General features: G+C 64.5%; 26 protein-coding genes. 14 read left to right on the top strand and 12 right to left on the bottom strand.

Features of this window, described 5'->3' with window-relative positions; all coding sequences use genetic code 11:
* Positions 1 to 179 precede the first annotated feature (179 nt).
* A complete protein-coding gene (locus GA0061099_RS22830) occupies positions 180 to 1,055 on the top strand; it encodes an AraC family transcriptional regulator (protein WP_141697659.1) in 876 nt (291 codons plus the stop codon).
* 171 nt (positions 1,056 to 1,226) lie between these two features.
* On the opposite strand, the gene GA0061099_RS22835 is transcribed toward GA0061099_RS22830, so the two are convergent.
* A complete protein-coding gene (locus GA0061099_RS22835; protein ID WP_036014479.1) occupies positions 1,227 to 1,520 on the bottom strand; it encodes an antibiotic biosynthesis monooxygenase family protein in 294 nt (97 codons plus the stop codon).
* Positions 1,521 to 1,727: 207 nt separating this feature from the next.
* Here GA0061099_RS22835 and GA0061099_RS22840 point away from each other — a divergent pair, with 207 nt between their 5' ends.
* From GA0061099_RS22840 to GA0061099_RS22870, 7 genes are all read left to right on the top strand, one after another.
* On the top strand, positions 1,728 to 4,082 hold the full coding sequence (locus tag GA0061099_RS22840; RefSeq protein WP_083235131.1) for a LuxR C-terminal-related transcriptional regulator: 2,355 nt from the start codon (positions 1,728 to 1,730) through the stop codon (positions 4,080 to 4,082).
* Positions 4,083 to 4,269: 187 nt separating this feature from the next.
* On the top strand, positions 4,270 to 5,133 hold the full coding sequence (locus tag GA0061099_RS22845) for a L,D-transpeptidase (RefSeq protein WP_036026836.1): 864 nt from the start codon (positions 4,270 to 4,272) through the stop codon (positions 5,131 to 5,133).
* A gap of 238 nt (positions 5,134 to 5,371) precedes the next feature.
* Positions 5,372 to 5,836: a hypothetical protein gene (locus GA0061099_RS22850; RefSeq protein ID WP_036026835.1), complete on the top strand. Its 465-nt coding sequence runs from the start codon at positions 5,372 to 5,374 to the stop codon at positions 5,834 to 5,836.
* A 54-nt stretch (positions 5,837 to 5,890) separates the two neighbouring features.
* Entirely contained in the window at positions 5,891 to 6,913 is a 1,023-nt protein-coding gene (locus tag GA0061099_RS22855; RefSeq protein ID WP_036026834.1) for an LLM class flavin-dependent oxidoreductase, read from the top strand.
* Between the two features lie 159 nt (positions 6,914 to 7,072).
* Entirely contained in the window at positions 7,073 to 7,471 is a 399-nt protein-coding gene (locus tag GA0061099_RS22860) for a DUF2846 domain-containing protein (protein ID WP_225114314.1), read from the top strand.
* A gap of 28 nt (positions 7,472 to 7,499) precedes the next feature.
* The gene (locus tag GA0061099_RS22865; RefSeq protein ID WP_050995992.1) at positions 7,500 to 8,573 is read left to right on the top strand and encodes a M48 family metallopeptidase; all 1,074 of its coding nucleotides are present in this window, start codon (positions 7,500 to 7,502) and stop codon (positions 8,571 to 8,573) included.
* A gap of 153 nt (positions 8,574 to 8,726) precedes the next feature.
* Positions 8,727 to 9,125, top strand: coding sequence for a VOC family protein (locus GA0061099_RS22870; protein WP_036026832.1), 399 nt, complete (start codon positions 8,727 to 8,729; stop codon positions 9,123 to 9,125).
* A gap of 92 nt (positions 9,126 to 9,217) precedes the next feature.
* Here the strand turns inward: GA0061099_RS22870 and GA0061099_RS22875 are convergent, their stop codons facing one another.
* Complete coding sequence (locus GA0061099_RS22875) at positions 9,218 to 10,057, bottom strand: hypothetical protein (RefSeq protein WP_141697660.1); 840 nt, start codon at positions 10,055 to 10,057, stop codon at positions 9,218 to 9,220.
* Positions 10,058 to 10,230: 173 nt separating this feature from the next.
* Positions 10,231 to 11,550: an aminotransferase class V-fold PLP-dependent enzyme gene (locus tag GA0061099_RS22880; protein ID WP_036026831.1), complete on the bottom strand. Its 1,320-nt coding sequence runs from the start codon at positions 11,548 to 11,550 to the stop codon at positions 10,231 to 10,233.
* 489 nt (positions 11,551 to 12,039) lie between these two features.
* Here GA0061099_RS22880 and GA0061099_RS22885 point away from each other — a divergent pair, with 489 nt between their 5' ends.
* The 5 genes from GA0061099_RS22885 (at position 12,040) to GA0061099_RS22905 (ending at position 14,418) form a co-directional block, all read left to right on the top strand.
* Positions 12,040 to 12,384: a DUF1236 domain-containing protein gene (locus tag GA0061099_RS22885; protein WP_036026829.1), complete on the top strand. Its 345-nt coding sequence runs from the start codon at positions 12,040 to 12,042 to the stop codon at positions 12,382 to 12,384.
* Between the two features lie 72 nt (positions 12,385 to 12,456).
* The gene (locus GA0061099_RS22890; RefSeq protein WP_036026827.1) at positions 12,457 to 12,849 is read left to right on the top strand and encodes a hypothetical protein; all 393 of its coding nucleotides are present in this window, start codon (positions 12,457 to 12,459) and stop codon (positions 12,847 to 12,849) included.
* A 206-nt stretch (positions 12,850 to 13,055) separates the two neighbouring features.
* Positions 13,056 to 13,556, top strand: a complete 501-nt coding sequence (locus GA0061099_RS22895) for a hypothetical protein (protein WP_057027814.1) — start codon at positions 13,056 to 13,058, stop codon at positions 13,554 to 13,556.
* A 59-nt stretch (positions 13,557 to 13,615) separates the two neighbouring features.
* Positions 13,616 to 13,969, top strand: coding sequence for a hypothetical protein (locus tag GA0061099_RS22900; RefSeq protein ID WP_074448055.1), 354 nt, complete (start codon positions 13,616 to 13,618; stop codon positions 13,967 to 13,969).
* 20 nt (positions 13,970 to 13,989) lie between these two features.
* On the top strand, positions 13,990 to 14,418 hold the full coding sequence (locus GA0061099_RS22905; protein WP_036026530.1) for a hypothetical protein: 429 nt from the start codon (positions 13,990 to 13,992) through the stop codon (positions 14,416 to 14,418).
* A gap of 87 nt (positions 14,419 to 14,505) precedes the next feature.
* Here GA0061099_RS22905 and GA0061099_RS22910 read toward each other — a convergent pair whose 3' ends face one another.
* The 7 genes from GA0061099_RS22910 to GA0061099_RS22940 form a co-directional block, all read right to left on the bottom strand.
* Positions 14,506 to 14,964: a hypothetical protein gene (locus GA0061099_RS22910; RefSeq protein WP_036026529.1), complete on the bottom strand. Its 459-nt coding sequence runs from the start codon at positions 14,962 to 14,964 to the stop codon at positions 14,506 to 14,508.
* Between the two features lie 10 nt (positions 14,965 to 14,974).
* Positions 14,975 to 15,193, bottom strand: a complete 219-nt coding sequence (locus tag GA0061099_RS22915) for a hypothetical protein (RefSeq protein WP_036026528.1) — start codon at positions 15,191 to 15,193, stop codon at positions 14,975 to 14,977.
* A 105-nt stretch (positions 15,194 to 15,298) separates the two neighbouring features.
* Entirely contained in the window at positions 15,299 to 16,858 is a 1,560-nt protein-coding gene (locus GA0061099_RS22920; protein WP_036026527.1) for a hypothetical protein, read from the bottom strand.
* A 56-nt stretch (positions 16,859 to 16,914) separates the two neighbouring features.
* The gene (locus tag GA0061099_RS22925) at positions 16,915 to 18,078 is read right to left on the bottom strand and encodes a glycoside hydrolase family 5 protein (RefSeq protein WP_050995976.1); all 1,164 of its coding nucleotides are present in this window, start codon (positions 18,076 to 18,078) and stop codon (positions 16,915 to 16,917) included.
* 2 nt (positions 18,079 to 18,080) lie between these two features.
* The gene (locus tag GA0061099_RS22930; protein ID WP_036026526.1) at positions 18,081 to 20,225 is read right to left on the bottom strand and encodes a GumC family protein; all 2,145 of its coding nucleotides are present in this window, start codon (positions 20,223 to 20,225) and stop codon (positions 18,081 to 18,083) included.
* 199 nt (positions 20,226 to 20,424) lie between these two features.
* Positions 20,425 to 22,035: a gamma-glutamyltransferase family protein gene (locus GA0061099_RS22935; protein ID WP_036026525.1), complete on the bottom strand. Its 1,611-nt coding sequence runs from the start codon at positions 22,033 to 22,035 to the stop codon at positions 20,425 to 20,427.
* A 20-nt stretch (positions 22,036 to 22,055) separates the two neighbouring features.
* The gene (locus tag GA0061099_RS22940) at positions 22,056 to 23,366 is read right to left on the bottom strand and encodes an aspartate aminotransferase family protein (protein WP_050995977.1); all 1,311 of its coding nucleotides are present in this window, start codon (positions 23,364 to 23,366) and stop codon (positions 22,056 to 22,058) included.
* A gap of 101 nt (positions 23,367 to 23,467) precedes the next feature.
* On the opposite strand from GA0061099_RS22940, the gene GA0061099_RS22945 reads away from it, so the two are divergent.
* Positions 23,468 to 24,331, top strand: coding sequence for a LysR family transcriptional regulator (locus tag GA0061099_RS22945; protein ID WP_085972235.1), 864 nt, complete (start codon positions 23,468 to 23,470; stop codon positions 24,329 to 24,331).
* A 30-nt stretch (positions 24,332 to 24,361) separates the two neighbouring features.
* Here GA0061099_RS22945 and GA0061099_RS22950 read toward each other — a convergent pair whose 3' ends face one another.
* The gene (locus GA0061099_RS22950) at positions 24,362 to 25,405 is read right to left on the bottom strand and encodes a zinc-binding dehydrogenase (RefSeq protein ID WP_036026523.1); all 1,044 of its coding nucleotides are present in this window, start codon (positions 25,403 to 25,405) and stop codon (positions 24,362 to 24,364) included.
* 15 nt (positions 25,406 to 25,420) lie between these two features.
* Positions 25,421 to 26,086 carry a class I SAM-dependent methyltransferase gene (locus tag GA0061099_RS22955; RefSeq protein WP_036014038.1) on the bottom strand — a complete coding sequence of 222 codons (666 nt, stop codon included), beginning with the start codon at positions 26,084 to 26,086 and terminating at the stop codon, positions 25,421 to 25,423.
* Positions 26,087 to 26,183: the final 97 nt, after the last annotated feature.

Here is a 26,183-nt window from a genome sequence, read left to right on the forward strand (position 1 = left end):
CCTGCCGCACTTGGCAGGTCGCCTGCCAATAGAAAGGATCGACCTCTCGCTTTGTCGCGCGGGATTCTGATCAAATCACCCCGATCCTGACGCGACGATGCTCCCTTTCCGGCCTGCAAGGAATTGCGGTTCCAAGCTTGAATGTGTATTCAGGCGACATCGCTTCGCAGGAAGTCGCGATGCACCGTGTCATTGAGAATGCGTCGACAATCGATCGGTTGAGCTCCCGGCCGGATGGCTGGCGGCGCACCCAATGGGCGAACGGCGCATTCGAAACGGCGTACCGGCCGATGACCTCCATCGTCGAAGGACGCATCCTGTCGCCAAATCACCTCATCATGGCGACCCTGTCCGGCGGCGCCGAGCGACATGAAATTTCGGCCGATGGCGGGCATCGCTATGACGGGCCCGATTTGCCGTCGACCGTTTCATTTCTCCCGGCTGGCTGCGAACGACGGCTTCGGCTTCACAATGTGGGTTGGCGATGGGCAGCGATCGCCCTCGACCCCGCCAAGATTTCAGGAATCGCCGGTGCATCGATCGAAGGACTGGGCCCCCTCTCGGGTTCGGAAGACAGCTTTGTCTGGAACATGCTCGCGGAGTTCGAACGAGTTGACGCGCTGGAGGGAGGTCTCGACGCGATCTATTGCGACACGATGAGCCTTGCTCTCATTGTATACCTTGCACGCCGATACGGTGGTGCAAGAGTGAAGGATACATCGATCAAGCTGCCGGCGTGGAGGTTACGGCGCGTCACCGAATTCATCGACGCGCATTTAAGCGCGACAATTCGGATTGCCGATCTCGCTGATCTTGCGCAGCTCTCGGAAGGCCATTTCCATCGCGCATTCAGGGCAGCGACGGGGCAGACGCCGCTGGCATTCGTCCATGCGCGGCGAGTCGCAATGGCAAAACAACTGCTGGCGAGCAGCAAGCTTTCGGTCGCGCAGATGGCGCTACGCGTCGGTTTTATCAGTCCCGCGCATTTTGCCCGCGTCTTCCGGTCAATGACCGGCCAGAGCCCATCCCAATATCGACGCTCATTCCATCTTTGACGGGGGAAAGTAGCGCCTGACGGCCAATGGCGGACAACGGCAGTCGGCAAATAGCTGACGACACGCCTCAACCCTGCGTCATTTTCCGACGAGCCTGCGGCCCCGGCGTCAAGACGCAGCGGTTCACGACCAAGGACCCCTGCGGGTGATGAAGTCGCGGCACTGCCCGCGCTACAGCGCGAGCACGACCTCGCCCGACACCGCGTCCGTCACGCCGCGTCCGTTGCCCTGGTCCTCGAGCACCGGCCTGAAACTGTCGAGGGTCTTGATCATCGCCGAGCGTGCCGCCACCAGCGCGTCCTGGCTGGACCACGTGCCGATGAGGCAGAAGGTCTGATCGCCGGTCCTGATGATGACGCCGTGCTCCAGTCCCGGCCATTTGGCCTTGCCGTCTCGGTGCGCATCGAGAAAGGCGCCCTCCTGGCCCGGCTTCACCTTGAACTTGACGACGTTGTAAACCTGCATGACGCGCCTCCGGAAAATGATTGGATGAAAATGCGAGCGCCGTACCAGATCGGGTTCGGACCGATATCTTTGCACCCCCGCAACAAAAAGTCGAAAACAACCCCACGCACGGTAGGCGCGGGCAACAAAATCAGCGACTTAGAGCGCGGCGAGCCGGGATAGATCTCCGCGGCGGACCCGGCTGCTTCAGCAAGCACGATCTTTCGAATGACCGCAGCGCACTCTGCTCATTTTACGAAAGCGTTGCACCGTCGGGCAAAACAGGAACAGGATGGCGCATCGGAAGAATCAAGATGGGCCGACCCCATCCGCTGCTCCGTACTGACATCCCTGGGCTTCACACCTCTGGAACCAACGAGGGTGTCGCGCGTTGCCGCGCTGCTCTTGAAGGTGACGCGGCTGAGGCCGGGTCGCATTGCTGGGCCAATCAAGACGGGAAAGCCGGGCGAGCCAAACCAGATGCGTCGTATCCGACTCGTGATCGCAGATCGCCGTCCGATCGTTTTGCAGGGTTTTGCCACGCTATTTGCGACCGAACGTGACTTCGAGATCGTTGCGTCCTGCATCAATGGAGCCGATTGCCTCGAAGCCGTCCGGACGTTGGCGCCGGACGTCGCGCTTGTCGAGGATGGATTTCCCGATCTGACGGCCTCAGCCATGCTGGCCGCCGTCAACGCCGAAAGCCTTCGCACACGGCTGGTCTTCTACACCGCATCGATCGCACGCGGCGATCTCGCTGCGGCCGTCGCAGCGGGTGCCTGCACCGCCATACCGATGCGCGAGGAGCCCGAAAACCTGTTGCAGTCGCTGCGGCTGGTGGCGCCGAACGCGCACCCGGCGGCCCGCAAGACAGGCAATGGCGCGTCTGGCGAAAATGGCCTGGCAGCGCTGACGGACCAGGAGCGCAGGATCATGCGTCTGGTCGCCAGCGGCATGTCGAACAAGGAGATTGCGCGCGAGCTCAAGGTCGCCCCAGGCACCATTCAGGCGCGGATCGATCACATATCCGCGCGGCTCGACATCAAGGGCCGGACGGAGCTCGCAAGCTTCGCCCTGACGCGCCTTTACGGCGGGGTCGGCGCGCTTGCAGCTCTGATTTGGGCGGCGCTCGAGGACGTTCGATCCGCCGGCGCGACCGAAGTCGATACTGTGGATGCCGACACTGTCACGGTCATGACCGCAGATGGCACCGGCGCGATCGTGACCATCAAGATCACCTCCGCAAAAACGACTCCTGCTCCGGGCAAGATGGCCAGAGCCGTCCGTATCGAGAACTCCCCGACGGACATGCCGACGCGGGCCGCCAAGCTCATCGAATCCCGAGCCGATATTGCTGGCAGCACGATCACAGTGCCGCCACTCAACCCTGCAAGGCCGGGCTTGAGCAGCGCCGGCACGTTCATGATGACGGCAGTCGGAGTCTCGCTCCTGAGCAGTCACGCCCAGGCGTTCACTGCTTGGGAAAGACCGAGCGATGTCTTTGCGTGGGCTGACGCGAACGCCCCCCGCGAGTTGGTCGCCCTCGATAGTCCCGGCAGGCCCGATCTCGACGGCTTCGACAAGCTGCCCTGGCTCGATCCCGACACACACCATGAATCATTCGCGTTGGAAGCTGCCCGAGGCGACGCCATGGCCAGAGCCGACGAGGTTCAGATCATCGATGCGGCCGCGCGCGAGGACGGCTTCGGCGACAACGGCAACCCTCATATCGGATCCGGCGCCATCGACGCTCTGAGGGATCATGGCGGCTTGGAACAGGCGGCCGCAACGGGCGCGAGGAATGCCGAACGCGGCACGACACAGGCAGCGGCGATCGACGCACGCGATCATGGACAAGCGCAGCGCGATTTGCACGCTTCGGAAGACGGCGCAGCAGCCGGCAAGCCGGAGACCGAGCACGGGCCACCCGACCACGCATCAAGCCAGGGAAAATCGCACGCTTCGGAGAAGGATGCAGCAGCCGGCAACAAGCATGCCGAGCTCGGCCCGCCGGAGGGCGATTCCGCTCGTGGACAATCGCAGCGTGATTTGCATGGTTCGGAAAACGGTGCAGCGGCCGGAAAGCATCAGGACAAGCAGGGCTCGACCGGGCACGACCCCCATCATGGACAATCGTATCACGCTTCGGAACCCGGTTCCGCAGCTGCCAAGCAGCTTGCCGACGATGACGGCCCCGCAAGCCATGCCAATTCCGGCCAATCGCAGCGTGACTTGCACCAGGCGCATCCAAACGCTTCTCAAAATCCGCATGCAGAGCCGGGCCAAAAGGCTGACGGCCACGACCCGGCGAACCACGGCGCCGGTGCAGCACAAGCGGCTGCCGCGCCCGGGGCCGGAGATTCCTTTCATTTCAGGAACGATATGCCATCGGCCAAGGGTTCGGATCATCGCGAGAGTGGCTATGGCACCGACACGGCAGAACACGGCCCGCACCGCGCCGGACATCCCGAACTGTCGCTGATCCCAGATGCAGACCTGATTGGCCATTCGCACGCGGAGCAAAGCGCCGTTGATCACGCGAGGGGCGTTGAGCATCATCCAGTGCATGATTGGTTTGTGTAGCTGACCAAGCAGAAGCTGCCAAAGCAAGAGGACGAATGACGCCGCTTCGCTCGACGGTCTCCCGCGCGGCCGCCACGGGCTCAGCCGGCGTTAACCATGATCGACGGTTCCGGTCCCAGCGAAATCGCTTCGAAGTTTCTTAAACCTTGCTGGGTACTCCCCTGGGCGTGGCGACCTGGGAGAAGACATGAGCAAGCGGGCCAAACGCCGGAAGGTCGAGACGATCGCACTGCCGATGGCAGCGAGAGTCGGAATTGGCGCCGTGGCCATCGCAGCATTGGGGTATGGCCTGCTGGCTCGCCCGGGAAACGTGCAACCGGTGCGGAAGCCGTCCGCGCCCCAGGCCATGGCATCGTCAACGCCGGTCTACGTGGCACCGCAGGTTCACGCAGCAGCGCCCGCGCCGCCCCCGGTTCCTACTCCGGCGCCGCTGGTCGAACCGCCCAAAGCCGACGCCGAAATTCCCGGAGCCTTGGTCCGGCAGGTGGTCGACTATGCCAGCCGCCAGACGCCGGGCACCGTGATCATCGATACCAACAACACGTTCCTCTATCTCGTCCTGAGCGACACGCAGGCGATGCGCTACGGCATCGGTGTGGGCCGCGAAGGTTTTGCGTGGTCCGGTGAGCAAACCGTGGCGCGCAAGGCAGAATGGCCGGATTGGCGCCCGCCTGCGGAGATGGTCTCGCGTCAGCCTTATCTACCGCGTTTCATGGCGGGCGGCCCCGGCAATCCGCTCGGCGCCCGGGCGATGTATCTCGGCGAGACCGAATATCGCATTCACGGCACCAACAAGCCCGAGACGATCGGCAAGCGGGTGTCGTCCGGCTGCATCCGCCTGACCAACGAGGACGTCGTCGACCTCTATGAGCGGGTGAAAGTCGGTGCGAAGGTGATCGTGCTTCCGACGAATGCGGCCCGTCGACCGTCCCAGGGTACGCCGCCCGATGCCGCATCCCGAGCTCCGGACCCGGCCTCGCCGTCGAACCGGCCGTCGGCAACGAGCGCACAGGTGCCATCACCCGGACCGAAGATCGCCGAGGTGCAGTAGTTCGGTCCTTCCTCCTGGCTCTGCCCCGAGGACAAAGAGCAATTCAAGTCGTCACTTCACGTCGATAGCCACGGCCGAACAGACCATCTTGCGCGACCAAAGCCGGTCTGCGTTGGCAAGATGCGGCACCGAATTAACCCTATCGACAAATGATTGCCGTTGGGCGGCGGCCGCCGGCAAAGTTGCCTCATTGACGCGCAGAATTTTCAGCGGCGCTAACTTGGGTCAGAGGCGCGTTATGCTGAGAATGGCGTTGTTGGGCCTCCTCATCCTGTTGAGTGTGGGAATGCTGTCGGCCATGGAGCTGAGCGCTCCACCGCGTCGCATCGCCGCCACGGTCCAGCCGCCTGCCGAGCAGAACGCAAGCATCCCCGCTTCGCACGATGCGCTGGCGAAGGCCGATCGCCTCGAGGTTGCCGCTGAGAGCCGCGCGATGCCGACACAGACCGCTTCGGTGGATAACCCGGTTGCTCCGCAGGACGTGCATGTCCGTTCATTCGCGCCGACGCCGATCGTCCGTCCGCGAAGCAAACCGAAACGGATCGCGACCGCTGAACCTCCCAAGCCGAAGCCAAAGGCATTTGTCGTCAAACGAGCCGCCACTGTTCAGCGCGAAAAGGCGGCCAACGAGACCGAGCAGTGTCGCCTCAAGGCGTTCGGCGGCCTGCTCAAGGCTTTGAACTTGACCGGCTGCGAAATCTGAGGCCGCCTCCAGGAACGTCTCGCAAACTCTTCCGATCAGCCATATGTTGCCCGCATGAAGAAGATCGGATTTCTCTCCTTCGGGCACTGGACGCCCTCGCCGCAATCCCGGACGCGCTCGGCGGCGGATACGCTGCTGCAATCGATCGAGCTGGCGGTCGCGGCCGAACAGCTCGGGGCCGACGGCGCCTATTTCCGCGTGCATCATTTCGCGCGGCAGCTGGCCTCGCCGTTTCCGCTGCTCGCGGCCGTCGGCGCCAAGACCAGCCGAATCGAGATCGGCACGGCCGTGATCGACATGCGCTACGAGAACCCGCTCTACATGGTGGAGGACGCCGGCAGCGCCGATCTCATCGCCGGCGGACGGCTGCAGCTCGGCATCAGCCGCGGCTCGCCAGAGCAGGTGATCGACGGCTGGCGTTATTTCGGCTATCGGCCGGCCGAGGGCCAGAGCGATGCCGACATGGGGCGGCGCCATGCGGAGGTCTTCCTCGATCTCCTGCGCGGCGAAGGTTTTGCCGAGCCCAACCCGCAGCCGATGTTCCCCAATCCTCCCGGGCTGTTGCGCCTGGAGCCGCATGCGCCGGGCCTGCGCGAGCGGATCTGGTGGGGCGCCGGCTCGAACGCCACCGCGGTGTGGGCGGCGCAGCTCGGCATGAACCTGCAGAGCTCGACGCTGAAGAACGACGAGACCGGCGAGGCCTTTCACGTGCAGCAGGCGGCACAAATTCGCGCCTATCGCGCGGCGTGGAAGGAAGCCGGCCACAGCCGCGAGCCCCGCGTCTCCGTCAGCCGCAGCATCTTCGCGCTGATGGACGAGCGTGACCGCGCCTATTTCGGCGACGAGCGCGGCAGCGAAGACCAGATCGGCTTCATCGACCCGCGCACGCGCGCGATCTTCGGGCGGAGTTATGCGGCCGAGCCGGACGTTCTGATCGAACAGCTGCGCCAGGACGAGGCGATCACCGAAGCCGATACGCTGCTGCTGACGATCCCGAACCAGCTCGGCGTGGATTATTGCGCGCATGCGATCGAGGCGATCCTCACGCAGGTGGCGCCGGCGCTGGGGTGGCGGTGACCTGAAAGGCGTGACACGACCGCAAGTCGTGATTGACTTCATGCACCACCGACGCCAATGATCCCTCGGGGCATTGTTGGACTGATCGGGGGTTGAATGGGCTTGCGTCCAGGAATTTTCGTTGCAGCATTCTTGCTAGCGGGGTGTGCGTCAGGGCCGATGGGCAGCTCGGCGCTGACAGAGAACGTCAAGGCCAACACTGCGCGGCTTGTCATCTATCGCTCGTCCGCCCTCGGTTTTGCGATCCAGCCAAATTATGCGGTCGATGGAAACGTCGTTGGAGGCAGCCAGGCTGCAGGGTTCGTCGCCTGCGAGCTGCCTCCGGGCCGCCACGAGGTTGCGGTCAACAATCTTCCACTGAGTACCAACCTGTTCGGGCAGGGAAGCGAGAAAGTGAGCCTCGATCTGCGCGCCGGCAGCACCACCTACCTCTCCGCCCAGCCACAGGTGGGAATCATCACGCCCGGTGCGATCACGTTGGTTCAGGTCACGGAAAGCCAGGGTCGTGCCGACGTCGCCAGCTTGCATCAGAGCAACAGCTCATGTGGCAAGGCGTGATCTGAGGCTCTCCGCGGCCGAAACGCGGATGAAACGCCTTATTCTGCAAATCGTCTTGCGCCTTGGTCGCTATGCGGTGCTTCCCGTCGTCGCGCTGGCATGCACGATTCTCGCCATCTGGCTGATGATCATGGACCGCTACACGATTGCGGCGCTGGCCACGGCACCGATTGTGTTCACAAGCTCCATGGCCACCATAGCACTCGCAATTGGGCTCCTGTTCCTGCCTTCGCGCAAGCATGGCGGTTTCGAAGCCGACGAACAGACCGCCCCGGGGCTTTGGGCCGCATGGAGGGAGCTCGATCGCAGTTTTGTCAGATCGAACCGCACTCTGCTGGTCGACACCGATTTCAACGCTTCGATCTCGGAAGAAAGCCGGTATGCGGGCGTGTTCGGGCAGCATGTCACGATGACCATTGGTCTGCCATTGTTGATGATCCTGGACCAGCGATCGGTTCGTGCCGTTATCGCTCATGAAGTGGCGCACGCCCGGCTTCGGCACACTTCGGGAGGCACCAACCTCGCCGATTTCATGGCGGCCGCGGAGAACGTTTTCTTCTACGCTGATCCGGAGCACACGATTACCGGATACATTGCTCGCATCCTACTCCATTCCCTGCTCGAAAGGCTGGAGAAGGAATACAAGGCATTGTCACGGGAGAACGAGCTTGCCGCCGATCTGGAAGCGGCCGAGCAGGTTGGACGCGAGGAGATGGCACGCGCGCTGGTGATGATGGAGGTTTGTGGAGCACGTCTGGCCGATCTCGTCTTCGCTCCCCTGCAGAAGGAGGTGCTCGGCGCAATCAAGGCGCCATCGCCGCCATTCGCGCGAATCTTAGATCAGATTCCAGCTATAAGAGCGCCCGGATTCATGACCGCCGCCGTCGCCAGTCTGAGCCGCCAGCACGATCCCGATTCGACACATCCGCCTTTTGGCCAGCGGTTGGCCAGCCTCGGATACATCGACGTACCTGACGTTGGCGAGATACAAATGTCCGCGGTTGACCAACTTCTCTCACCGGACGCTGCCAACCAACTCACCTTACGATTCGATGAGGAATGGCGGAAGAAGGTCCAGGAGTGGGTCAGCGTCGGCAGATGAACGTGCGGGCTCTGGCCGAGCGAACAATTGCTCGACGATCTTCGTGTGTCCGTGCTAGCTCTTGGGACCGGCGGCAGGATCACGCGAGCTGGACAGTGTTATGCTATCCTGTCTCCTCCACAGCGAGCTTGCCGCCATTCGCCGGGTCGCGCGATGAATCAGCGTCTGTCACTCGTCAGTCTCGTGGTCGCCGACTATGATGAAGCGATCGCCTTCTTCACGCGCGCTCTGGATTTCGAGCTTTGCGAGGACACGCCGCTCGGCGGCGGCAAGCGCTGGGTGGTGGTGCGGCCGCGGGGCAATCCTGGTTCTGGCCTGCTCCTGGCGCGAGCAGACGGGCCGGCGCAGACGGCGCGCATCGGCGACCAGACCGGCGGGCGCGTCTTCCTCTTCCTGGAAACAGACGACTTCGAGCGCGATCATGCGCGCATGACGGCGGCGGGCGTGCGTTTCGTCCGGCCGCCACGGCACGAGGCCTATGGCGTCGTGGCGGTTTTCGAGGATCTGTGCGGCAACCGTTGGGACCTGATCCAATCGTCAAGCCGCAATTGATGCTGTCGCCGCCGGTTCCGCCAGCCTCATGCCTATTTCGACTTGAGGGGCATCGCCGATTGTGGGCGCATCACGTCCCGCAGCCGAGGTCCTCAGACCATAGAAGCGACTTTCGGAAAGAGCTGGCTGAGCGCATCGGCATCGATGCCATCCGCGCCGCGCCACCAGATGGCCGGGTAGGCCCAATCATTGGTGTGATCGGGAGGCCGGTCCCGGAACTCATCCGGCGTAAAGGCCTGCAGGAAGCCGCTGCGGCCCGCCGGCTTCAGGACGCCGCAATAACCGAGAATCTGGATGAGAACGCACCGCTCGGCTCGGTTCGACTTGAGCACTTTGCCGATGCGCTTCTCCAGCTCATTCGGCCTTGCGTCCGGAGGGAGGCCAGAGGCGATGCCGACGATCTCCGTCAGAATCGAGCAATCTTCCTCCGTCGGCTCGACCAAATCAGCTTTTTCGAACTGTGCGAGGTCGAACCAGCAGTACAGGGGATCGGCGTGACGAACGCCGCCCCATTTCCATCTCTGGAAGCTCAGCAGGTTGAGATCCTCTTGCGCCGGGCTCCCGTCACCGTAGCGCCCGCAGATGCGGCAGGGCAGCCGGCGGCCGAGCGCTCGAGAGGCCTGTTTCCGAAGCCCATGAAGAGGGAAATGTGCGGCACAGGAGAAGCTGCCCAGCGCCGAGCGCAAATCGAGTCGGCGGGTGCTGAGGCTGGCAAGGAAGGCGTTGGCGACCTGTTCCAGATTCACCCGGGCACGGATAGAGACGAGCCGCGCGACGATGTCGTCATGCGTCACGACGAGGGGATCGAACATGTAACCGGCTTGACGGGCATACTCGAAATCCGCCTGATCAGTCGCCGCGCTTTGCTTCCAGCCCTTTGGCGACCAGTAGGCATTGAAAAGGATCTGAAGGGCTTTCCTGTCGTGAGGCACGAGCCGTCTCCTACCCATGCCGTCGCGGCTCAGGCGCATCGGCGACCGCTGGATCGCCTGCGCTTGTAACCTACTCACCGCCCCCATCGGAACAGAATTGCGAAGCCGTGCACGGCAGAGCCCGCCCGACCGGCGTGCGACCTCTGGCGATCGCGCGCCGTGTCATGCCAGCCTCACCCCGTCTTCGTCCCCGTGATGACGGCCAGCGCCTCGACGAGGCGGTCGAGATCGGCCTCGTCGGTGAAGAGCGCCGGAGTCACGCGGATGCACTGGCCTTTGGCGACGCCGGCGCGGCGCACCGTCATGATCCGGTAGCTGTCCCGAAGCTTCGCAACGATGGCCTCGTTGTCGGTCTTGCCGGTCTTGCCGGCGAGGCGGAACGACGTGATCGCGCCATATGAGCCGGCCTCATCCGGCGTCAGGATCTCGATGTCCTTGAAGCCGCGGACGCGGCTCACCCAATAATCGCGCAAGTGGCGCAGGCGCGCTTGCTTCGCCGCCGCGCCGATCTCTTGATGCAGCGCCAGCGCCGTGGGCACCGTCAGCATCGTGGCGAAATTGACCGTGCCGGTATGCACCCGCGAGCGGATATCGCTTTCCGGAAAATCCTCGTCGCACATGTTGCGGTCGATGGCGGCGAGGCGATCCTTCCTGATGTAGAGGAAGCCGACGCCGAGCGGCGCGCCGATCCATTTGTGCAGATTGAAGCCGACGAAATCGGCCTCGAGCTCGCTCACCCGGAAATCGAGCTGCCCCCAGGAATGGGCGGCATCGACGATCGTGTCGATGCCTTTGGCCTTGGCCATGCGGGCGATCTCGGCGACCGGCATGACGAAGCCGGTGCGGTGGCTGACATGGGTCAGGAGCAAAAGCCTCGTCTTCGGGTTCGCCTCGATGGCGCGGGCATAGGCGTCGAGCACAGCCTGGCGGGTGGCGGGCTCCGGCACGTCGAACTTGACCACTTCGACGCCACGGCGCGCCTTCAGCGCGTTCATCGCATATTGCATCGAATCATAATCGAGATCGGCATAGAGCACGCTGTCGCCCGGCTTCAGCCTGTTGTAGCCGCCGATGAGGAGCTGGAGCGCTTCGGTGGCGCCGCGGGTGAGCGCGATCTCAGCTGGAAGCGCGCCGACCGCCTCCGCCACCTTGGTGCGCACCGCCTCGAAATCCGCACCCGCACGCAGCCGCGCGTAATAGGTGTTCTGATAATTGACCATGTCGGACTGGCGGATGAACTCGCGCCGCACGGGCTCGGCCATGATGCCCCAATAGCCGTTCTCGAAATTGACGATGTCCGGCGTCACGGCATAGAGCCCTTTCACGGCCGCCCAATAGGACTTGTCGGTGGCGATGGCAGCCACTGAGCCGGTCGGCTGCGGCGGAAGTCCCTCGGCGGCAAAGGCCGGCCCCGCAAGCGGCGCCACGGCTGCTGCCGCGAGGCCCTTGAGCATCGCGCGGCGGTCCGCTGAAAACGTCCTGATCAGTTGCATGTCAGCTCTCCCCAGAGCGTTCGAGCGAAGCGGCGTCGGGATCGCATCGCGAAAACGCCAAACGACGATCCAGAGCTCCGTTCCGACGTCACCGGACGAAGCAGGCTCTGGCGCGCGGGACAAGAGCAACGGACGATGCAGCGGAGATGACCGGAGCGTGACAATGCGATGATCGGAAGCCGATGGCGACGGCGCGGCCGGAGCACCGGCCTCGACGCGCGCGAGCGGATGTGGGGTCCGGTTTCTTCCTTTGTCCGGAAACCGGAACCTTCACATTCATTGCAGGTAGCCGATGAGATAGATGCCGCCGCCCAGGACGATGAGCGCGGGCACCGCCCAAAGAATCAACACAGGCATTTTCCTCTCCTCCAGTTGAGTGCTCCCCGTGAGAGAACGGGAAAAAACGGCAAACGTTCCGGGTTTTGCCGGAACGGCGCAGCTGATGGCGAGTTCATTGCAGCGCCGCATGCAGCGGCGAGGGAGAACGCAATGAAGAAGCTCATGTTGATTTCGGCCGCCGCTCTGCTCGTGTCGACGGGCGCGATGGCACAAACCACCGTCACCACCACGACCGGAGCCGGGCACGGCGCGGCCGTGCAGATCGAACCGGAGTACCGCACCAAGATCCGGTCCTACGTCACCGAGCGCAAGATCCGTCCGGTCGAAACGCGCGAAAAGATCGTCGTCGGTTCGCCCGTGCCGAGCGACGTCGAGCTCGCAGCCGTGCCGAGTGACTGGGGTCCCTCGCTCACCAAGTACCGCTACGTCTACTCGGGCAACCGCGTGATGTTGGTCGATCCCGGCAGCCGCATGGTCGTCCAGGAGATTGACTAAACCGCCGCACGGCGGGTCGTCGAGGCGGCCCGCCCGTGCATTCTTTCGACAGCTCGTTTGCGGTAGCGCCTGATGCCGATCGTTCGATATTTCGTGTTTGCAAGCAGTTTCGTCGTGGCGCTGCTCTTGTTGCTGGATCGCTCTCTGCCGCAGCCCGCGGAGCGTGCTGCCGGCCCGGAGGCCGCTCGGGCCACCATTCGCATCCACTCCGCACGGGCGCTGCCTGAAAAAATCATCTTCGACACATCCACTCGGATCGCCGCCACCGTCTCCACTCCCCTGCTCGCCGCCGACGCGCCTGATCGCGGTACGAGCGGCGCATTGACGATGCTTGAAACGCGAACGCCGGACGTCGCGGCATCTCGGCGCGAGACGGCGCGCGCAGCCGGTCTGCATTCGAATCGGAATGGCCGCGCGGCTTCCTCTCGCCTCTCCACGCGTCAGGTGACGGCCGGAGCATTCTGAGAGCCGGCGATCGTAGCGAACGCGACTCCATGGCCGCAGCACCAGATGAACGCTGAATGAATAAAAGCTGTGCGCTTCGCGTCGCGGAACTGTCTCAGGCTGAATCGAAGCGTCAACGTGTCCGACACAAGGAACGTTTCCGCGATTGCCAATTTATCCCGGGCCTGATTGGCGATTTGATTTTTGGAAACCTGGAGGAAATGCACATGAGGATCCTGAAGCTCTCTGCGGCTGCGGCCGCGCTGCTGGCCGGCACGGCGCTCGCCGTTGCGCAATCGAGCTCGACGGTCGGCACCGGCGGTTCATCGGCCGGCGGCGGCACCAGCTCTTCGACGGTGGGCACCGGTGGCTCTTCGGCTGGCGGCAGCGGGTCAGGCTCTGCTTCGACACTCGGCACCGGCGGCTCTTCGGCCGGCGGCGGCACCAGCTCTTCGACCGTCGGCACCGGCGGATCGGCGGCCGGCAGTGGCTCGGGCAGCGGCTCGGCCTCGACGCTCGGCACCGGTGGTTCATCGGCGGGCGATGGCAAGAGCTCATCCAGCGTCGGCACTGGCGGCTCGGCTGCGGGCGGCTCGACCGTTGGCCAGTCCGGTTCGTCGAAATCGCCCGGCATGGGCGACGGCAAGTCCGGTAGCCACGCCAGCGACATGGGCCTCGAAAAGGGCAAGGGCCATAACAAGGACGAGTGGAAGAAGGACAAGAACTAGTGCCTTGACCAGGAGCGGCAGCGATGCCGCTCCTTCGTCTTTGTTGGAGGAGAACTCGCATGAACAGATCAATCATTGCGATCGCAGCGTTGGCACTGACGTTTAGCGCAGCTCAGGCGGCTACCATGGAAAAGACCGGCAAGACGGCGTCGGGCGAGACGTGCAAGGTGACGGTGGTGAAGCATGCGGACGGCAGCATCACGGCCGCGGGCGCATCGGGTTCAGGCACGACGGGCTCGACCGCATCGAGCGGCTCGCTGTCGAGCTCGAGCTCTGCCGGCGGATCGTCGGTCAATGTGCAAGCGGGCGGCGGCCACGTCTCGAGCTCCTCGTCGACGGCGGGTGGGCCCGGCTCCACCAGCGCCAGCACCATCACCGTCAACGGCTGCACAATCTCGACCTCGTCGCCTTAGGGTACAGAAAGGATTGAATCATGAGAACGCTCGTTACGACCTCGGCGGTCGCGCTTCTGCTTGCCGCCACTTCACCATTGCTGGCGCAGACCAGCATCACCGGCGGCAGCGGCGGCTCGGCTGCAGCAGGCGGCACCTCCGCCTCCACCGTCGGCACCGGCGGAACGTCCACCTCGGCGACGGGCCGCACGGGCTCTTCGATCGCGGCCGGCGGAAGCGCCGCTACCGTCGACGGCAAGACCAAGACCGGCGTCAGCATGAACAAGGGCAACGGTCCGGTACTGAACTCCAACGCCCGCGCGCAAGCCCATGATGGCGGCACGTTCAGCCGCTCGCACACCCGCACCAAGGTCAAGGCCGGCGAGCAGGTCGGCTCGACCACCAAGACGATGTCGCATGTGCCGGGCTCGAAGCCGACAATGTCGAGGACGACGACGACGGCCCGCTAGCATCGCGCGGCTCTATTCCTCACCACCTGCTGCCCGGCTTGGCCCGGGCAGCTTTTCCGTTTGCGACTTTCCGTCTTGCGAGCCGGCTCAGCCACCACGCAGGCTGTGGCTGATCCGGGTGACGACGGCATCCCATCGCCGCTTCTGGGCGGCCGGGTAGTTGATCAGAACGCAGTGCACGTAGCCGCGCCCGAAATTGCAGCGGTTGTACCAGATCTTGTCGCGCTTGATGCTCGAGACCACGAAGAAGTTCGAGCTGATCCGTTTGTAGATGATCCCCGTCGGCGGATTCTTGCTGGCGAGGAATTCGGCCGGCGACAGACCTTGCCGGTTCTCGACGGCCTGAACGGTGAAGTCGGCATTGCCGTCGGAGCTGCGGAAATGCTGCCCATATCCGTCAGGCTTGCCGGCCGGTTCGGTGAAGATCGCGGCGGGAATGTCGACCGACGTTCCGGATTCCGGGATGCGGTAAGTCCTCCAGCCGCTTGCCGAGGCGATCGAGGATGTCGCACAGAGCGCGATGATTGCGGCAAGCAATGTCTTCATGTCCGCCTCGTCATTTGCGCGGCGCCAGTTGCAGCTCCATCAAGGCCATCCTTTGCAGGTTGGAGACGTCCCGCTCGCCAGCGCCGGCGGTGCGCAGGATGGATTCGGCGAGCGCGTTGACATGCGAGGAATGCACGGGATCCGGCAGGGTCGCAACCGCAGCTTCCAGCGCGGTCGTCATGATCTCGATCACCTCGGGAGAAAATTCGGCGTTGGAAAAATTCTTCATCGCGTGCGTCGGCCGCTTGTGCGGGTCGTGTTCAACGCCGGGAAAAACCGGAAGTTCCTGGATGGGCACGGTCCCGAGTACTGGGACCGTCGGCAGGTCGGCAGCTCACGCAGCCGGCTGGTAGCCGGTGAGCCGAGCGGGCTCGGCCTCCTCGTTTGCAACGCTCTGCACCCTCGCATGGCTGCCGATGACGAGACCGGCGAGCGAGAGCATCAGGCCCAGCGCGAGCGGCGCGAACAGGGCCTCTTCCTGAAATAATCCGTTGAGCAGAACGACGAGCACGCCGAAGCCGGCGAGGCCCTGCGTCAGATATCCCGACGACGCGTAGAGGCGCCAAGCCTTGAGCGCCATCGCGAAATAGAAGGCCAGCGGCACGAAGGCCGCGATGCCCATCTGGTACAAGAGGACGCCGATCGCGCTTTCGACCGCGCCGTCGATCGTGCCGGCCGCCTGCGCAGCGCTCCAATCGATCGAAAAGTAGCTGTCCGACAAATTGCCGCCGATGCCGAGGCCCCGGCCGTAAGGTCTCTGCACGAATCCGTCGAGGCCGCCCATCAGGCCGATGACGTGATAGTCGCCGATCTGCAGGCCGATGCGGATCGCCAGGATCGCAAAGGCGATCATGCCGGCGAACCCCAGCAACAATGTCGCTACGGCACCGATGAGGCGAGTCCCGATCCAGCCCGCAGCCACGAAGACGACGGTGATGAGCGCTCCCTTCACGCTGCAGAAGACCAGCAGCGGCAGGGCTGCCAGGGCGAGCAGCGGGCGTCCGACCGAGAACAGGAACAAGGCGAGAAAGCCGATCCCGTAGGCGAAGCTGATCGGGTGCATGTTCGGGCCGTGAATGCGCAGCATCTTCGACAGGCCGAAGCCTTCGAGCAAGGGCGTGTTCAGGAAGTCGAAGCTGAAACGATCCTTGAGTGTGACGGGCACGTTGCCGGTCTGCCGCATCTGGGTTTCCCAGACGCCGGAATGGGTCGCCTTGAGCTCGTCGAAGCCCCAGAACGTATGGCCGTTGGTGACGGCCAGCCAGACATCGCGCAAGACGAGCTCGACATAGCCGCACAGCATGAGGATGACCGCTAGCGCGACCAGGAACGGCGTGATGCGCACCTCAAAGGTTGCCGCGGTCAGGAGCGACAGCTGAAACAGAAACAGCGGCAGAACGATGTTGCGCAAATAGACCGCCGCCGGCTGTCCGTCCTGGACGAAGCCGATCGCGAAATAGAGCGAGACGACGGCGAGGGTGACGACGCCCCAGCGCATGATCTGATTGATTTCCCTCGACTGATTCCTCTGGCCCAGCACGTAGAGCGCAAACGTCGCCAGCCACATCACGGAGCAAATCAGGAAATTGTAGCCCTTGATGAAGTCGAGATCGGAGGGGAGCGGGACCAGCGGCGACAGGATGGAGACGAACAGGTTCTGGAAGAACAGGACGAAGATCGCGACCGCCGGGGCCCAGGTCGGGACCGCAACGACGATGGCGATACCGATCAGGACCTCGATGATGATGGCCAGCGCGGGATTGGCGAGGTGCAGAACCGGCGCAGAGCTGATCGTCGCGATGGCGATGCAGAAGGTCGCGGTCAACTCGCGCCAAGCCGGAGGTGGCGGCGCGGCCTGCACGCTCTGGCCTTGCGGTGAGTACCCGGCGCTCATCAATCGTCCTTTGCCATCGCGCCGGACACGATAGCCGCGCGAGGGGTAAGGATCCGTTAACGATCACGGCGCGTGGCGCGAGCCCCTTCAGGCCGGACGGGCGCGCCGAGCAGCGCTTCCATCACGTCGGGATCGGGCTTGCCGGTCGCGGCATCGACAAGGCCAAAGCCTTGCGCCAATTCCCAATGCGCCCAGCCCCAGCAATGCGCGCGGGCATATGCTGTGACCTCCGCCAGCCAGCGCAACCGGCTCTGCCTGGGCGCGCCGGCTTTCAACACGCCGAACTCATTGACGACGATCGGCCGCGAAAATTGCTGCTGCCATGCGAGCGCGGGCGCGAGCCAGCGATCGGCCCCCGGCTTGTCCCTGGCGGCGGCAATCGCGGTATCGAGCATGGCGAGCGCCTTGACGGCGGCCCTGTCCTGCAAATCCTGCAGAAGCGCCTGAACCTTGGGATCGCCGGCATTGATCGGATAAGGCAGATCCATGATGTCGTGCAGCGGATCGCGCGCGTCCCAGTGACCCTGATGGGTGAACACCATCGGATCGTAGAAATGGATGGCATAGACGACGTCAGGGTCCGCCAGCGGACGAAACCGCGGCAGCGAGTCCGCGCGCTGCCAGTTGACCGGGCCGACGATGAGCGTGGTGGCGGGCAGCAACCGGCGAACGAAGGCGGCGAGCGCCTCGACCTCCTTTTGCCATCGGTCCGCTTCGATATCGGGTTCGTTGAGCAACTCGGCGAAGACTAGATCGGCTGGATATGACCGAATGACCCCAGCAAGCGCGCGCCAGGCCTCCTGCATCTCGCCCATCGCTGCATCCGGATCATCCTTGTGCAGGCGATTGAAGCGCTCGCCCGGATGAAGGTCGACGGAGCTGGAATAGCCGAGCGAGGTCAGCTGCTTCAACGCGCCGTCTAGCACGCGCAGCGTCGCCTCGCGCTCGTCCTTTGCGGCAAAGCGCGGCATCACGCGTTCCGCCGGCACCGGCAGGCGGACATGGCTCATGCCCGCCTTGCGCAGCTGCTGCAGCAGCGCGCGGCTCGGTGGCGCACCGTTGATCCAACCGTCGGCGTTGAAGCCGCGCGAGAGGGCGGCCAGCCGCCCGGGCGAAACCGTCGACGGCAGTGGCACGCAATCCTCGGCGAATACCGGACGGCCGAACGAGATCGACAACAGCATCGCCGCAGCCAGCAGACGGCAGCGCAAGGCTGTCATCGTCACACCGCAAGGCCCAAAGCGCCACCGTCGGGCTGAGCCACCATTGAATCAGCGGGCACGTGATTGACGACGAGGCCGGTCGGCACCGCCGCGTATCTTGCCAGCGCCGCGGTCACCCTGCGCATCGCCGACGAACCAAGCTCGCCGGCGCGCGCCACCAGAACGATCAGGTCGGCATGCGCGGCCAGCGCAATGGCGTCGGGCTGCAAGGCGAGATTGCCTGCGTGGACGACAATCAGGTCGAACTCGGAACGGATATCGTCCTCGGGCCGAGCATCGGGCTTCCGGCCGGCACTCAGCAACTCGTCGATCGACTGAAGTCCCGCCGTGGTCGAGCCGTCCTGCCATTCGGTCACCGGCGGCTGGGAGCCTGCAAATTCCGGCTGGAGCCGGATCAGCACGCTCATCATGCCGCGGTTGACGGCGGCGCGATTGAGGGAGCGCGCCACCGTGTTGCCGCCGGCGCTCTTACCGACCGACAAGACCAGCGCGACCTTGCAGCCGCGCACCGGCACGCGGTCGATGCGTTCGAGCAGCGGCCGTAAGTGGGGGCCGAGATCGAGCTCGGCCGACGCGCTGACCGGTCTTTGCCAGACCGTGTTGATCCCGCCTCCTGGCGCCAGCTCGGGGATGCGGGCCCAGACAGGAAGGCGGGGCATCGCCTCGGCTGGGCGCGCGGCGGCGGCAGGAGGGGAAACTTGCCGGTTGGGCGTCTCCTCCGCTTCACGTGAGACAGGCGCCTCAACGGATTCGGGCTTGTCGGCGGACAGGCTGGTCGTCACCGCAACGGCGGCGGTCGACGTCAGCAGCGAGCCGATCGCCAGCGCCGCGAGCAGCAAGGCGAGCGGCGGACGCGTCGAGCGCAACGGCGGAATGGCAACCGATGCGATCTTGGTCTGGGACGCCTGCAGCTGACGCTGCTCATTGGTGGTCTTGAACCGCGACAGGAACTGCTCGTAGATGTTGCGGTTGGCATCGGCGTCGCGCTGCAGCTCCTGCAGCTTCACCAGCGCCTGGCCGTCGCGCAGCATCTTGGTCTCGACCGCCTTGAGCTGCTTTTCCAGCGCGTTCTGCTGCTCCAGCTGCGCCTCATATTCGGACTTGGCCGTATCGATGTTCTTCTTCCGCTCGATCTCGATCTGCCGGTTGATATCCGCCAGCTGGCTGTAGGAGATCGCAAGGTCGGGATGGCGGTCGCCATAGACCGCCTTCTTCTGCGCGATCTGGTCGTTCAGCGCCGAGCGCTGCGCGCGCAGCATGCTGAGGAGATCCTGCTTCACCGGCCCTTCGACATTGGCCTTGACGTCGCGCTGCACCTGCTCGTAGCGCGCCTTGGCCTCCTCGGTGCGGGCGCGGGCGGCGGAGACCTGCTGGGTCAGATCGGTCACCCGCAATTGCTGCGTGGTGGATTCCTTGCCGGCATTGACGATGTTGTGCTCGAGCCGGAAGGCGGCGACGGCGTCTTCCGACGCGCGCAGGCGCTCGCTCAGCGTTTTCAGCCGGTCCTGGAGCCAGCCGGCCGCCTCGTCCGTCGCCTCGGTGCGGACGCGGCCCTGGCTGGCGACGAAGGCCTCGGCGATGGCATTGGCGTAGTAGGCGGCGCGATCCGGCCGGTTGGAGGTGAAGGAAATCGCGATGACGTAGGTCAGCCCGCGCCGGGTGATCTCGAGGCGGTTGCGGAATCTTTCGAGCAGGCGCGTCATGTCGGTATAACCGCCCGCGATGTCCTCGTCGTCCGCGATCTTGAGCTGCTCGATCAGGGGGCGGAGGAAGCCGTCGGATTTGGCGATCTCGATCTGGCTCTGCAGCGCCGCGGCATCCTGGCCGATGCCGGGCAGCACGTCCTGCTCCGAGGTCACGCGCAGCTCGCGCGGATCGAGCACGACCAGGGCCGTCGCGGCATAGCGGACCGGAAGCACCATCAGGGCGACGACGCCGAGGGCGAACAGCGCCAGCGCCAGCGTCAGAATGCGCCGGCCGTTCTCGCGCAGAAAGGACAGCGTCCCGGAGACGGTCAACGATCCCTTGGTCAGTCCCGGCGAGGCGCCGTCAAGCTTCGCCTTCCCAGCGCGCGGCGCTTCCCACGAAGCCGCTTGCTCCGTCGGGGCGATGCTTCGCGGAGATGCGCGGCTACCGAACGCCATGGGTTGGACTCGAAATCAACTGACAGTCATAGCTCAGAGGCTTGCTACACCGTAAATATCCATGGTTAACCGCCGGTTACGGCTCGGCTGGGCTGGGATGATCTTGGGCGGTGAACGATTCGTTAACGCGACGCGGCCAGCCATTCAGGCGCGGCGCACATCGGCGGCGCTGCCTGCGCTCGCCTCGATGTGCGACCGCTCACAAGCCGATGACATACCCGTCCCGCCTCGGATCGGCGGCACCCGTCATCACGCCGGTTACCGGATCGAGCGCGACGGCCTGCATGCCGCCGCAGAGCATGGTCCATTCGGTGTCCAAGATCTCGATCTCGTGGCCGCGGCGCTTCAGTTCGGCGATGGTCTCCGGCGCGATGCGGTTCTCCGCCTGAATGAAGCGGCCGTCCCACAGCCGTGAACGCGGCGCCTCGATCGCCTGCTGCAGCGGAAGGCCGAACTCGATGTGCTGCACATAAGCCTGGGCCTGGGTTTGCGGGATGCCGTAGCTGCCGGGCGTCCCCAGCGCGAGCACCGGGCGGCTACCGCGCGTCGCAATCGACGGTGCCAGCGTCACCGGCAACGCATCGCCCGGCTTGGCGAGGTTCGGGCTTCCCGGCTGCACGTCGGCCCAATGCAGATGATTGTTGAGGCAAACGCCGGTCCCCGGCACCACGACGCCGCTGCCGAACGGGCTGCCGAGACTTTGCGTCATGCAGACCAGATTGCCTTCGGTGTCGGCGATTGAGAACGAGGTGGTGTGGCCGGGATCGGCACGATCCTGCGGCATCCATTGCTCTGTCGGGCCCGTGATCGGGCGGCCGTCGCTCACACGCTGGCGAAGCCGCGCGATCGTCGCCTCGGACATTGCTCCAGCGGCTTGATCCGGTCCCAGATTGCCATGGGCGATGCGCTCGCCGGCGGCGAGACGGATCGCGCGATAGACCGTGTCGAGATGATCGGCGCCGTCCTTCGGCAGACGCCCGAGGTCAAAGCCTTCAAGGATCTTGAGGGTCAGGGCGAACTGGAAGCCGCCGCATTGCTGCGCCGGGACGTGAAGCTCGAGCCCCCGATAGGACACGGTCAGGGGATCGAACCAATGCGGCTTGACGGCGATGACATCGTCCAGCGTCAGGCTGCCGCCGAGCGTGGCGAGATAGTCCACGATCCGCCGGCCGAGCTTGCCGCCATACAGATGCTCGGGCCCCAAGTCGGAGATCTCGGCAAGAGTCTGCGCAAGATCAGGCTGCGCGACGATGCTGCCGAGCTTCACCGGCATTCCATCCGGGAGATAGTTCCTGACCAGTGCGGCGTGCAGCTCCGGCCAGGGTTCGAGCAGCGGCACCTGCTCGTTGATCTCATCAACACCGAAGTCCGAGAGCGCAAAGCCGCCCTGCGCCAGCGTGATCGCCGGCGCAAAGACGTCTGGAAGCGATTTGCGTCCATAGCGCGAGAGCAGCTCGCACCAGCCCGCGAGATTGCCGGGCGTCGAGGCCGCCTGCGCACCGCGCTCGAGCTCGAATCTGCTGGTGTATCTGCCGACCGGGAAGCTTGCGGGCACCGGCGGAGCGAAGTCGAGCACGCGAATGCGCTGCTCGATCGCCACCCAGATCGTGGCCAGTCCAAACCCGGCAAGCCCCGACATGAACGGCTCGACCACGTTGAGGGCGGCCGCCGTGGCGACGGCCGCATCGAACGCATTGCCGCCCTGCATCAGGATTCGTGCACCGGCCTGTGCCGCGAGCGGATGCGCGGCGGCGACCATGCCGTGCCGCGAGAACAGCGTCGGACGCCCATATGTCCTGGCGAGTTGCATCCGGAAAAGGCCTTCCCCGATCAGTGCGTCGTCGCAGCAGCCTGGATCGCCTCCGACATGATCTCGAGACCGCGATCGATTTCGGCCTCGGACACCGTGAGCGGCGGCGCGATGCGGAATACGCCGCCCATGCTGGGCAACTTGACGATGTTCATGCTGAGACCGCGACGCATGGTCTCCTCCATGATCCGCGCGCCGAGTTCAAACCCCGGCGTCTTGGACTGCCGGTCGACGACGATTTCAAGACCAAGCAGAAGCCCGCGGCCCCTGACGTCACCGACGCATTCGAACTTTTGCTGCAGCGACAGCAATCCATCCCGGAGCCTGTTGCCCCTGGCGGTTGCCTGCGCCACCAACCCGTCGCGCGCGACAACGTCGAGCACCGTGACGCCGATCGCGGCGGGCAAGGGATCGGAGACATGCGTGGTGTAGAACAGGAAGCCGCGCTCGAACGCGGTCTGCTCGATGGCCTTTGTCGTCATGACCGCGGCGAGCGGCAGACCGGCGCCGAGCGTCTTCGACAGCGTGAGAATATCAGGCACCACGCCGTCACGCTCGAAGGCAAACATGTGCCCGGTGCGGCCGATTCCGGTCTGAGCTTCGTCGAGGATCAGCAGCATGCCGCGCTGCTCGCATTTTTGCTTCAAAGCCGCGAGATAGCCGAGCGGCAGTTCCAGAATGCCGCCGCTGGAGAGGATCGGCTCGGCGATGAAGGCCGCCAGACTACCGGTCGACTGGCTGTCGATCAGTGCGAACGCATCGTCGAGCTCGGTCTGCCAGTCGTTGCTGCCGTCGACGTTCCTGAAGCGCGGCCTATAGGCGTTCGGCGCGGGAATGACGAACGATCCGACCGCGGCCGGCCCATAACCGCGCCGGCCCGCGCTGTAGGTCGCCGACGCCGCCGCGCCGGTCATGCCGTGCCAGCTTTGCGCGAAGGCGACGATTTCGTGCCGGCCGGTGACGAGCTTGGCCATCCGGATCGCCGCTTCATTGGCTTCCGCGCCTGTCGTCAGCAGCTGCACGCGGTCGAGACCGGGCGCAAGCGCAGCGAGACGCTCGGCCAACGTCACCACCGGACGCGAGAGCATGCCGCTGAAGAGATGAGCGACCGCACCCATTTGCCGTGCGACCGTGGCGACGATGTCGGGATGCGTGTGCCCCAGCACAGCGCTCATCTGACCCGAGGTGAAATCGAGGATGGCGCGTCCGTCGGCGTCGTAGACGAAACTGCCGGCCGCACGCTCGATGATGACGGGTTCGAAACTCGGCCCATAGCGGGTCAGATGCGTGTTGGCGGACGCCCAGAAATCGGGATCGGCATTTAAGGTCATGACAGCCACCTCTCGCTTGGGGGACGTCCGACCTCTAGGCAAGAATTTGACTTCAGGCTAATTGATATAATTCAATCTGGATATCAATCTTCCTGATGTCGATGCTGGATCTCACCCTTCTGAGGAATTTCGTCGTCGTGGCCCGCACCGGCTCGATCAGCCTGGCGGCCTTGCAGATTGGCCGGACACAGTCCGCGCTCAGCATGCAGATGCAACGGCTGGAACAGACGATCACGCAGCCGCTGTTTCACCGCAGCGGATCCGGCATGAGGCTGACCGCGGCCGGCGAGAAACTGCTCGCCCACGCCGAGACGCTGCTGGCGCAGCACGACGAGATTCTCGCCGACATGAGCGGCGAGAGTCTCAAAGGGACGCTGAGCCTGGGCTGCCCGGAGGACTATTCGATCGCTTTCCTGCCGGCGCTGCTGAAGGGGTTCTGCGCGCTGCATCCCAATGTCGAGCTGCGCATGGTCTGCGCACCGACCTCCGAGCTGCGCCCGATGCTGGCGCGGCGCCAGATCGACATGGCGCTGGTCTCGCTGTCCGATGCCGGAGCGCGCGAGGTGATCCGGGAGGAGCGCTTCGTCTGGGTCGCGAACGAGGCCGAACCGAAAATACTGACGCAGGATGTGCTGCCGCTGGCGCTGGCGGCGCCGATGAGCCTGGACTACCGCGCCGCCTGCGCCGCGATGGACGCGGTCAATCGGCGCTACAGGGTCGCCTACGCGAGCAACAGCCTCGCCGGCCTGATCGCGATAGCGCGGTCCGGTCATGCGATCAGCGTCCTGACACGAACCGCCGTTCCGTTCGATCTTCACGTCGTCTCGGCCGGACTGCCCCTGCTTCCGACCATCGGCATCGCGCTCGAATTCTCGGAGGCGAGGCCCTCGCTGCTGGCGACGACGCTGGCCGAGCACGTCCGCACCGTGTTGCCCGGACTGAAGACCAAGGCGGAGATCGATTAGTGACCTGCGCGTGTGCGGCGAGCGCAGCGCTCAGCTGATGTTCAGGAGAATCCGTCCCGATGTGCCGCTGCGCATCAGATCCAGGGCGTCGTTGATGTCGTCGAGCGCGAACTCGTGGGTGACGATGCCGCGGTAGCTCACCTTGCCGGCGTCGCTGAGTCGCACCAGGCGCGGGATATCGCGCGCGGGCTGGCATTGCCCGCCTTCCGAGCCCTTCAGCACCTTCTCGAAGTGCAACGGCAGGGTATAGATCTCGGCCTTCTCGCGGGGCACGCCGACCAGGATGCAGCGGCCTTTCTTGGCCGTGATCTCGTAGGCGAGCTCGATCAGGTTCTTGACGCCGGTGGTCTCGACGACCTTGTCGGGGCCGTCGGCCCCCGTGACGGACCGGACCTCGGCGGCCACATCCTTCACGGTCTCGGAATTGACGATGTGGGTGGCGCCGAAATCCTTCGCCATGGCCAGCTTGTTGTCGAGGCGATCGATCGCAATGACCGGCCATGCGCCGACCATCGCGGCGAATTGCACGATGTTCAATCCGACGCCGCCGACACCGAATACGACGACGGCTTCGCCGATGGCGATCTGCGCATCGTTGTTGACGACGCCGAGCGCGGTCGTCACCGCGCAGCCGAGCAGCGGCGCACTGGTGCGGTCGATCGTATCAGGAACGGGCGTGACGCGATTCTCCGACACCACGGCATATTCGTTGAAGGTGGTGACCCAGCCCGCATTGAGGCGCTTGCCGCGCCAGGAATAGACCGGCGTGTTGGACTGGATGCCCTTGCCCGGCCGCCAATGCATGACGACGGTATCGCCCTGCTTGCAGGAGACGACGCCGGGTCCGGTTTCGACGATGGTCGCCAGCGCCTCGTGCCCCAACAGGTGCGGCAGGAACTTGTCGACGCCCTTGACGGCGTCGATCTCGTTGATCTGCGCGCCGCAAATGCTCGACGTGTGCACATGGGCGAGCACCTGACCGTGCTCGAGCCTGTCGGGCAGATTGAACTCGTCGACGATCAGCGGCTTGCCGGATTCGACGAGGATCGCGGCCTTTGCAGTCTTGATGTCCATGGGTCGCGCGCCCGGTCACTCGAAATAGATGAATTCGTAATCGCCGGTGTAGCCGAGCTTGCCGTAGAGCCAGATCCATTCCGAGGTGTGCAGGATGGATTCTGCCGTTAGCGCCCAGCATTCGAGGTTGTGCAGCTCGGTGACGTTCCGGTAGCCCTCGACCATGACGTATTTGTTCTTGCCGACCCGCTCGATCTCCTTGAGCGCGGCCTCGAGCTCGTAGAGCCTGAGATTGTGCAGGGTGCCGAGCGAGATGACGAGGTCGAAGCTGTCGTCGCCATAGGGATAGACGTCCTGGGCGCGATAGTTGAACAGATACGGCTTCACCTGCTCGTGCGCATTGGCAAGACCATGCTTGGAGATGTCGAAGCCGGTGACCTTCAGGCCCGGCAGGATCTTCTGCATCTCGTACAACAGAAAACCCTTGCCGCAGCCGACGTCGAGCACGCTCGACCCGTCCTTCAGGCCATAGGTCTCGATCAGCGCCTTGGCGACCGGGGCCCAGCGCCCCTCGATGAAGCGGTAGCCGCCATAACCGAAACGGCGATCGCCGTCCCAGTAATCGGCCTCGTACTCCCGCGCCTTCAGCGAGCAGCCGATCTTGTCGTCGTTCATGCGGCCCATGTAGTCGCGCTTGGTCGCAGTGTGCAGCGGCGTTACGATATTCAGCAGTCGTCCCATTGAGCCCTCGGATTTCATCACGCGCGGAGATTGTCTTGACCGGCCTGGGGAGCCTCGCACGTGACCTGCGACTGGCCCTAGCATTTGTGGCGAAGAC

This window comes from Bradyrhizobium yuanmingense, from assembly GCF_900094575.1.
GTDB classification, from domain to species: Bacteria; Pseudomonadota; Alphaproteobacteria; order Rhizobiales; family Xanthobacteraceae; genus Bradyrhizobium; species Bradyrhizobium yuanmingense.

Bases quoted from the DNA above. Each gene is read 5' to 3' on its own strand.
- GA0061099_RS22945 (WP_085972235.1), top strand. From the start codon at position 23,468: ATGCTGGATCTCACCCTTCTGAGGAATTTCGTCGTCGTGGCCCGCACC.
- GA0061099_RS22885 (WP_036026829.1), top strand. From the start codon at position 12,040: ATGAAGAAGCTCATGTTGATTTCGGCCGCCGCTCTGCTCGTGTCGACG.
- GA0061099_RS22940 (WP_050995977.1), bottom strand. From the start codon at position 23,366: ATGACCTTAAATGCCGATCCCGATTTCTGGGCGTCCGCCAACACGCAT.
- GA0061099_RS22890 (WP_036026827.1), top strand. From the start codon at position 12,457: ATGCCGATCGTTCGATATTTCGTGTTTGCAAGCAGTTTCGTCGTGGCG.
- GA0061099_RS22880 (WP_036026831.1), bottom strand. From the start codon at position 11,550: ATGCAACTGATCAGGACGTTTTCAGCGGACCGCCGCGCGATGCTCAAG.
- GA0061099_RS22925 (WP_050995976.1), bottom strand. From the start codon at position 18,078: ATGACAGCCTTGCGCTGCCGTCTGCTGGCTGCGGCGATGCTGTTGTCG.
- GA0061099_RS22835 (WP_036014479.1), bottom strand. From the start codon at position 1,520: ATGCAGGTTTACAACGTCGTCAAGTTCAAGGTGAAGCCGGGCCAGGAG.
- GA0061099_RS22900 (WP_074448055.1), top strand. From the start codon at position 13,616: ATGAACAGATCAATCATTGCGATCGCAGCGTTGGCACTGACGTTTAGC.
- GA0061099_RS22860 (WP_225114314.1), top strand. From the start codon at position 7,073: ATGGGCAGCTCGGCGCTGACAGAGAACGTCAAGGCCAACACTGCGCGG.
- GA0061099_RS22830 (WP_141697659.1), top strand. From the start codon at position 180: ATGCACCGTGTCATTGAGAATGCGTCGACAATCGATCGGTTGAGCTCC.
- GA0061099_RS22930 (WP_036026526.1), bottom strand. From the start codon at position 20,225: ATGGCGTTCGGTAGCCGCGCATCTCCGCGAAGCATCGCCCCGACGGAG.
- GA0061099_RS22955 (WP_036014038.1), bottom strand. From the start codon at position 26,086: ATGGGACGACTGCTGAATATCGTAACGCCGCTGCACACTGCGACCAAG.
- GA0061099_RS22935 (WP_036026525.1), bottom strand. From the start codon at position 22,035: ATGCAACTCGCCAGGACATATGGGCGTCCGACGCTGTTCTCGCGGCAC.
- GA0061099_RS22845 (WP_036026836.1), top strand. From the start codon at position 4,270: ATGAGCAAGCGGGCCAAACGCCGGAAGGTCGAGACGATCGCACTGCCG.
- GA0061099_RS22910 (WP_036026529.1), bottom strand. From the start codon at position 14,964: ATGAAGACATTGCTTGCCGCAATCATCGCGCTCTGTGCGACATCCTCG.
- GA0061099_RS22950 (WP_036026523.1), bottom strand. From the start codon at position 25,405: ATGGACATCAAGACTGCAAAGGCCGCGATCCTCGTCGAATCCGGCAAG.
- GA0061099_RS22870 (WP_036026832.1), top strand. From the start codon at position 8,727: ATGAATCAGCGTCTGTCACTCGTCAGTCTCGTGGTCGCCGACTATGAT.
- GA0061099_RS22855 (WP_036026834.1), top strand. From the start codon at position 5,891: ATGAAGAAGATCGGATTTCTCTCCTTCGGGCACTGGACGCCCTCGCCG.
- GA0061099_RS22865 (WP_050995992.1), top strand. From the start codon at position 7,500: ATGAAACGCCTTATTCTGCAAATCGTCTTGCGCCTTGGTCGCTATGCG.
- GA0061099_RS22840 (WP_083235131.1), top strand. From the start codon at position 1,728: ATGACCGCAGCGCACTCTGCTCATTTTACGAAAGCGTTGCACCGTCGG.
- GA0061099_RS22895 (WP_057027814.1), top strand. From the start codon at position 13,056: ATGAGGATCCTGAAGCTCTCTGCGGCTGCGGCCGCGCTGCTGGCCGGC.
- GA0061099_RS22920 (WP_036026527.1), bottom strand. From the start codon at position 16,858: ATGAGCGCCGGGTACTCACCGCAAGGCCAGAGCGTGCAGGCCGCGCCG.
- GA0061099_RS22915 (WP_036026528.1), bottom strand. From the start codon at position 15,193: ATGAAGAATTTTTCCAACGCCGAATTTTCTCCCGAGGTGATCGAGATC.
- GA0061099_RS22905 (WP_036026530.1), top strand. From the start codon at position 13,990: ATGAGAACGCTCGTTACGACCTCGGCGGTCGCGCTTCTGCTTGCCGCC.
- GA0061099_RS22850 (WP_036026835.1), top strand. From the start codon at position 5,372: ATGCTGAGAATGGCGTTGTTGGGCCTCCTCATCCTGTTGAGTGTGGGA.